We start from the raw sequence: 9170 nt of genomic DNA, 5'->3' as shown, positions 1-9170 counted from the left end.
CCTCGCACACCTCTGGAAGTATGGAGTTCGGTACGATGCTCAACATCACTGGCGCCGCTTCAATAATTTCAATGTCCTCAAGCAGGACATAGCACCCCAGTTCATCCTGTACGATAATATCGTAAAGGCCAGGGGCAAGCTCATCAAAGATAGGCGCATCAAAGAACTGGTCCAGCCTTGGGGTTATGGCATACTTGATAATGCCCGTGCCGCCAGAGGCCGTTACCTCTATGATACCGTCGTTCTCACCGTTACAGGTAATATCGGTTACCGTATACTGTGCCACCAATGGCGCCGTTGGTTCCGTGATCGTGACCGTTGCGGAGGTCACCTCGCAATCGCCGCTCTCCACATACACCTGATAGGTCCCAATCGGCAGGCCCGTAAAGACACCCGGGGAATCCTGGGTTACCGGGTCAATATCGTTTCCAAACTCATCCTGAAGGGTATACACATAGTTACCCAGGCCGCCCTGGGCCTCGGCCACGATAACACCCGTCGAGTCACCGGCACAGTTCACCGTAGCGTTGGTCGTATCCAAGTCAACGGTTAATGGTACCAATGGCTCTATGGCAATGCCATTGGACACACTGGCAATACAGCCATTGGCATCCCGTACGTAATATTGGTAGGTGCCCGGTGCTACCGAAAATGTTATATCGGTGGCGAATGTCCCCAGTACTGCCGTAAAGGTATCCGTATCGCTGTACTCATAGGTTCCCGTACCACCAGTAGCACTTAAGGTAAGCGTAGCATCTGTTGTACAGGTCGGTGTGGTAACTGCTACCAGTGAGGCCATTATTTGGGTAGGCTCATTTATGGTCACGTCGGCCGTGGTAAATTCGCAGTTATAGCCATCGGTAACCGTAACATTGTACGTACCCGCTCCAAGACCCGTAAATACATTTGACATCTGTGGGCCGGATGAACTTACCGTAGGTGCGGTCATGTTCAGGGTGTAACTGTAGTTACTGCCCTGGCCACCTGTGACATTGCTTACCGTTATGGTCGCACCCGTATCGCCAAAACAGTCCAACAGGGTTGGCGTGGCCGCTATGGCCGCATCGATTGGATTAGGCTCGGCCAAGGTAATGCCTTCTGAAACAACACAATTTCCTGAATCCCTTACATTAACCGTATAGGTGCCTGCCGGCAAATTGGTAAACGTCCCACTTGTTGAATAAGGTACAGAGACCGTCCCCGTTAGTTCGTATTCATAATTGCCCCAACCGCCATTGGCAATCGCTGTAATAGTGCCCTGGTTATTATCACAGGTTACATTGGACGTTTCGCTGGCCGATAGCATTAAGGCTTCTGAAGGCGAATCTATAGTAAATGTGTTTGATGTTGCCGAACAATATGGGCTATCGGTTTCAACAACCTCAACATAATAGCTTCCTCCCATTAATCCTGATACTACAAGTGGGTTTGTTGACGTATTGGCCGTTGTAACTCCAATTACTGAAGTACCACTACTATTAAAGACTTCATAAGTATAAGCTCCTGTAAAGCCAGTTATATTGAGTTCAAATACACCATTTGTATCACCAAAGCAAGTTACTGCCATGGTAGGTGTTGCTACAACTTCAATAGTATCGTATGGTGCAACTGTAAACACTGTTGTAGCTATATTACAACCCGTATCTAAATCGTTTACTTGGAAATAATAGTCTCCCGGAGCAGTTATACTAAATGTATTTGAAGGCTGCGGTGTGCCATCTGGCAACATTTGATAACTAAAATTACCTGATCCACCGGTTACACTTATGGTTACCGTTCCTGCATTATTACAGTCTATTGGTGTTGCTGTTGCTACTGAAGCCGCTGTTAAAGACGGCAATGGATTTACCACAACACTGTCTGATGCAATACATCCATTATTGTCTTTTACGTAAATGTCTATATTCTGCACACTTCCCGTATCAATGATATCGAAGGTGTTTGATGTAAAGTAATTAACGCCATCAATACTATAGGTATAAGGTGCAGTTCCATCGGCTTCGGTAATTGTAAGCAATGCTGTATTTACCGAATTATCCGGTGCACAGGCAAAATCTGTTACTGTTCCAGAAACCGATAAAGTTAAAGGTTCTCCAACAGTAACATCTTCAGTTGTTGAACATCCTCTTCCAGAATTCACCTGAACCGTATAAGTATTGGCAGGCAACCCTGTAAATATATTAGAGGTTTGTGAAGCCACAATAATTGGCGCTATAATCTCATAGGTATAAGGTGGATTATCATTACCCGCACCTAAATTAACCGTAATAGTACCATCACTTCCTCCATTACAACTAACACCTGTTACACTAGTAGTAAATGTTACCGGTGTAGCTGGGTCTAGGGTTATATTGGCAGGAGTTGTACACCCTGTTGTAGTGTCTTCTATTGTAATGGTATAAGTCCCTGAAGGCACACCAGAAAACACATTTCCCGATAAGCTTCCTACATTAGGACTAATGCTATATGTGTAATTTCCGGAACCGCCATAGCCTGTTACTGTAATTTCTCCATCGTTGTCAGGACATGTAGGTAATGCCGTAACTGTTGGTGTTAAATTTAAAGGCGGATATACCTCAATAGTATCTGTAGCAATACAGCCATTCCCATCACGTATCGTTACGGTATAATTTCCCGGTGCAGATACTGTAAATGTAGCACTCGACTGGAAGTTTACTCCATCAATACTATACGTTACGGGGGTTATTTCACCACCTCCAGGAGTGGCCGTAAAGGTATACGTGCCATCATTGGAGCTACACTGGTCATCGGCCAATGTGGGTAAGGTGACCGAGGGCGTTGGATCCGTGGCAATCATCACGTCCAAAGGTATTGCTATGTTACATCCATTAGCATCCCTTACATATACATCCCAGTTTGTATTGACAGTAGGATCTAAAAAGGCCAGGTTACTGGACGTCCAATCGCCTGCTCCCGGCAATGCTCCGTCTACCACAAAGGCATACTCGTAAGGGGGCGTTCCGCCACTGGCGTTGACAGCCACCTGCGCATTTTGGTTACAGTTGGCACTCACATTGGTTGTTATAGAGGCCGTAACAGGTTGAATTGGCTCGGTAATTTCAAAAGTAAACGCATTGGAACATAATGTTCCTGTCTCTTCTCTAACGGTCAAGACATAATTCCCTGCCGGTAGATTTGTAATATTTCCAGAAGTAGGACCACCTGCAGGTCCCGTAAGCGCCCCATTGATTGGTGTCGTTATTGGATTTAATGTTAAGGCATCCAATACCTCATAATGAATATCTGTAACTGTAGCATCATAATTTTGAACTGTATATGCTAATACGCCACTAGAATTGCCACTACAGTCTACATTGGTTATTGTTGTTCCTGTTATTTCAATACCCGATGGTGGCGGAGGCATTGTCGCTTCTAGGACCGAGATACAGTCGAAGGCATCTTTTACCTGTAGAAAATAAGTTACTCCGTGAGTCAATCCTGTAAAGGTATAGGTTGCACTTCCAAGTGGTGAGGTTTCAGTTGAAGGTTGCCCAAAAATAGAATACCTATATGGTCCTGTTCCTCCAGTAGTTTCTACTGTGTAATCAACACCCGTAGCACAGTTACTGGTATCTACATACCCCGTAACCTTTAAATAAGGCGGTGTTTCAATCCTTAACCTGCTTTGGTATTCACAACCATTGGCATCTACAATAGAGATATAATAATCTCCAAAAGTTAAGCCACCAAAATTATGAACTGGCGTAGTTGCTGAAGCACTTTCGGTATAAGTTGCTATTAATGCATATGAATCATCCAATAAACTATAAGTATATGGCGCTATGCCCCCTGAAACCACACTAACATCAAAGCTTCCTGGTGTATTTACATTACATTGGATTGGGTTCATTACTATATTAGGCACCATAGGGGCTGGTTCATTTACCGTCACCGATCCATTGAAGGCACATGAGTTGGCGTCCCTAACTATAAAGTTGTAAGTTCCTGCCACCAGTCCGTTATAGACCGTTTGGGAAGTGAACCCCGAACTGTTAAAGCTAACTTCATAAGGTGGTGTCCCTACCGTTTCGTCTATGTCTATGGTTGCGATACCACTGGTATCCCCGTTGCAAAACACATCGGTTGCAATAGCTGTTGCTGCAGGGGTTGTAATGGGCTGAATTGTTACTACATTGGTCAAGGCCGTACAGCCTTGGGCATCGGTAATTCTGTATTGGTAATCTCCCGTTTGCGCACTATTGTATGAATATGGTGGGTTGCCCGTTGCGGTAAACGCTCCACCATCTATTGATACTTCATAGGTATATGGCGCGGTACCACCGGATACCGTCACATTGATTGTTGCATCGGGGCTTGCCGTACAGTCCAGTCCTTTGGTTAGATTGGCCGTTGCCGTTAATTGGTCGGCTATCGTTTCCGTAGGCACCGTGTAAGTACAGCCATAGGCATCCCTTACCGTGATGTCATAGGTTCCGGGCACCAAATTCGTAAAGACGTTATTGGACTGGAAGGCACTGCCATTGATACTGTACTCATATGGTGGGTTGCCTCCTGAGGCACTGACCTCTAACGAGGCGCCATTGGTGGCATCGTAACAATAATCGGCACTGCTTATGGTTGCCGTTGGGTTGCTGGGCGTACTCAACGCAAAGGTCGTTGTTGCCTCACAGCCATTGGCATCGGTAACGGTGACCGTATAGGTTCCCGTTTGGGACAGCCCTCCAAAACTATTGCTGCCCTGTGGGCCCAATACCGTACTGTCCGGTTGCTCCAGCTCATAGCTATAGCCTCCCCAGCCCCCTGTGGCACTGATGGCCACACTGCCATCGGCCGTACAGGTCAATGGGCTGGCCGTTGCCGTTACACTTAACGCTGATGGTGGCCCACTTATGGTCACCGTATCGGTGGCCGTACAGTTGGTTGTTGTATCGGTAACGGCTATGGTATAGCTACCTACTGCCAATCCGGTTAAATTAATTGGTGATGCTCCTGCCGTAGCCGATCCACCATTGATGGTATAGGTAAAACTTGTCGTCCCGGATACCGTGAACCGTGCCGTACCGTCCAAGGCCCCAAAACAGGTAATGTTGCTCAAGGCCTGGCCCACTACACTTACTACTGGCAATGGATCTATGGTATACGACTCGCTATAGGTACAATCGTTCGCATCCCTTACCTGGAAGGTATAGGTCCCGGGAGCCAATCCCGAAAATACGTTCGAGGACTGGTATGCCGTTGCTGAACCTGAAGGGGCTATGATTTGGTATTCCAACGGACTCGTTCCGCCCGTTGTTCCGGTTATGGTCACATCGGAGGTATTTGTTGGGCATGTCAGTGCCGTACTGCTAAAGTCCATATCGGTCGGTGGGTCCAGGGCATCTATCGTTATTGGCGCCAAGGCCGAAGAACAGCCGTTGGCGTCAAGTACCGTAACGGTATAGGTCCCGTTGGACAGTCCAGAAAAGGTGTTTCCAGATTGGAAGTTCACGCCATCGATACTGTATTGGTAAGGCGGCGTGCCCCCAGAGACCCCCGATACCGTAATCACCCCACTGGTGGTACAGGTCAACGGCGTGGTCAATGTGGCCGTTCCCGTAATTGGGGCCTGGGCCGTGATGGTAACGCTCTGGGCAACCGTTGCACATATATCCCCATCAAAGGTATACTGGACCACGACATCGTAATCGCCTGCAGACAGTCCGGTAAACACCGGAGAGCTGGCAAAGGTTGTGCCGCCATCTATGCTGTACATCAAACTGTTGCCGTTGGCATTGGTCACGTTTATACTTATCGATCCGCTGTTGGGGGCATCGGCACATAATATATTGGTCTGTTCTATGGTAAACTCCGGTGGCAAAATGCCATCGACAGTAATGGACGTTGTGGCTTCGCAATTATTGGAATCTACAACTCTTATATTATAATTTCCTGCTGCTGGTACATTGATGGTAGGCGTTACTTGGAAAACGGTGGTACTATTCACAAAATAGAAATATGGCGGTGTTCCCCCCACTGGATAAATGGTTATTTCCCCATCGGTACAGGTCAAAGGTTGGGTCAATGCGGCTGTTACCGTTAATAGTGGTGGTTCTATTATTTCTACATTCCCGGTATAGGTGCAACCATCTTCAGTGGATACATTAAATGTATAGGTACCAGGGTTTAAGTTGTTGAAAGTATAATTATTTTCTGTTAATGGTCCAACACTATTTACTTGAGTAGCTCCTTCAAAAATTGAAAAGGAATATTGTGGACGAACATCATTCGCTGCAACCGAAATACTGCCTAAGCCTCCATTACAATAGGGTTGTGTAACAATTGTTGAAACCGTAAAATCTCTTTGCCGTATTTGAACATCTGGCACTGTAAATATACAAGGGTTTGGCGACACCCCTACCTGCCTAACATATACACTATATATATCGGGTACATTAACAGTAAACACATTACTGCCTTGGTAATTTACTCCATCTATACTATACTCATATCCACTTGGAACTCCACCAACAGTTATTTGACCAGGTGTGGTACAAATAATATCTCTTGAAGTCACTGTTGGCTGTAATAAATTGGTATAGACATTAAAATAAAACCTATTGAAACACCCTCCCGTATAATTTAAAGTAAGCCTATATTGTCCAGCGGTGTCTATTAAAAAGTCTGCTCCATTGGTCACTTGGTTCCATGTACAGGTATTATTTTCGTTGGCACAGTCATCTACAGTCATTGCAGGACAACTGGTCTCATCCAGTTTTTCCCATACAATGGATGTTGCATCAGTTATATTGGTTTGTATGAATCTTGTATCGTTCGTTCCGCATAAATAAAAATTGGGCAATTTCTTTCCGTCATTAGGGCAAGTAACTACTTGATCTGCAAACGGAATTAAAGGATTGGTCACTCCTGCCCCAAAAGTAATGACGTTAAATATTTGGTCAATGGATTGACAAGGTGCAGTTGCTGCATTGTGTACATAATAGGTACCTGGAGTCGTAACTGTTAAGGTTTGTGAAGTTCCTATTATTGGAGACCCAGACGGGCTTGTAGACCAAGTGTACGAATCGTATCCATCTCCAGCGGTTAAGACCGTACTATCTCCACACAGTATGACTTCCTCGGTAAAATCGCAATCTATATCTGCTAAAAAGTTAGTGGCTCCAGGGGTTATTAAACAACCTGTATTGCTATTAAAACTAGGATCGTCAGAAATTGTAAACGTAGGATTCAAAGTTCCATTATAGGTAGCATATGCCTGATTATTGATAATATTATCGCAGGCATCATTTAACAAGCTACAGGTCTGTACTACGGTAACCTTAAAACGAATTTCCTGCATAGGGTCATTTACTTCAACTACCGAATTACCTACTTCAAAAATAATTTCCCTTGTTACTTGGTTGTAACTTTGAACGGTAACTCCCGAAGGAAGATCTATTATGTCTTCAGGGTAATTAAAGACAATGTTAATTGGAAGCACATCCTTAATCGTTAAGTTTGTGGTATCATCATTACCCGTATTTTGAAAGCCTATCACGTAATTCAATTCATCACCAAGACTTACCTGTTGCCCCCCTATATTATTTCCGGAAACGTCTTCAACAACTTTTGTAAGTACAATTCTTGGTTCTATAATGTCAACAGCCAATGCGAAAAAATATGGAAAATAGGTATCTCCACTAGTCTCTAGTCGCACTGTTGCAGATGTGTCATTATTAGCAATAACAGTATTTCCCGGATTAGGCACTACCATAACCCCAGTATCAAAACCTAAGGTATTTGCGCTGTTAGGGTTTCTATTATTAACTGGAGTTGCACTTAGCTGGGTTACCGAACTATTAAAAAAATTGGTTGCGGAACGGTCTACGGTTGATAGATTAAGTCCATTAAGCAATAATTGGTCTCCTAAAATAGGACTATCCCCCTCTAAAGTGGCAAAGGCAAAGTTTGCCCTAACAGGGGTTGGAGCTGGTACGGTTCTAAATCCAGAGACGGGAATATCCAGTGCCGGGTTTCCTCCAGGAACGCTTATTGCACTAAATCCATCAAAACTGGTAATGGACTTTCCTGGCAATGTTGGGTCTTCATAAACAATAAATAGTGACCATCCTGCTGAATGTCCTGTTCCATTATATGGACTATAAGTGTTTGTCTGCCCTTCTCCACTTGATACATTTGCAATGGTGTAAGTGCCTAAATTATTAGTTAATCCTGTTACAATACTTGTTACATCTGCATAGCAGGCATAAGGAAAACTGTTCCCTCCATCAACAGATGTACTGTTGGCATCAAAAACTACAGTTCCAATAACATCAATATATCCTCCTGTAGGCCCTTTTAATTTTACATTTGTAATTGGTTGGCTTCCCTTATTAACAGCTCCCCAGTACAATCCTGCATGAACGATGTTATAACAATTTGGGTTGTCTATTACTAAATCTGCACTTGATGAACTAAAGGTTGAAGCGTCTCCATCAATATCTATATATTTCATATCTACCGTATGATTATAGACTGTTGTGTCATTAAAAGCATTATTATCTGGTCCAAGAATATTATTACCTATAAGAACAATGTCTCCTTTTAAATCTTGATTAAATCTTGGGGTAAATGGCACATAGTTTTGTGCGAAATTTTGAAACCCTGTTAAAAGTAATAACATAACAAGGTTCTTGGCTTTGAAAGTAGGTTTCATCATGGTGGTTTAGTTATGCTAAACTTTGCCTTTCTACTGGGGTTAAAAAGGCTAGTTTATACCGAAAACAATAAATTCGTTTTTGAAGCTTTTGGACTACAAAAAAATATTTTAATCTTGATTTATTGCGTTTCAGCGATATATTTATCGCAAATTATATTAAACCAAAACAATGAAACAATAAATGGATCGCATAATCGTTAAGCTGACATTTTTATTCTCGATAAATAGACTAACGAATGAGCAATGTTAAAATACAATCATTTGAGGTAAGTTCTTAATAAAAAATTTCTTGAATTTGACTCTGCGTTCAGATGGGAAGTATAACCTCGAGGTTGAACCCCGAGGTATTCTTTTGGATTAAAATTTGACACTATCCCGTAAAGTGTGTAAGTTATAAATCGAGGGTTTAGCTTTTTTATAGCCGGACCCTTTTTTCAAATATAGTCAAAAACTGGTTTAAAATAATGCCCCAGTTTCTAATAGGCATCGACCA

At 43.5% G+C, this 9170-nt stretch carries 1 protein-coding gene; it reads right to left on the bottom strand.

Annotation, left to right across the window (positions count from 1 at the left end):
- Window positions 1-8677 (bottom strand): SprB repeat-containing protein (locus MR062_RS17555; protein WP_242206733.1); only part of this gene is annotated, 8677 nt, incomplete at its 3' end.
- Between the last annotated feature and the right edge of the window lie 493 nt (window positions 8678-9170).

It is taken from the genome of Aestuariivivens insulae (assembly GCF_022662195.1).
GTDB lineage: Bacteria > Bacteroidota > Bacteroidia > Flavobacteriales > Flavobacteriaceae > Aestuariivivens > Aestuariivivens insulae.
Note: the sequence above shows the minus strand (reverse complement) of the source record. Positions and strands in the feature narration are given on the sequence as shown.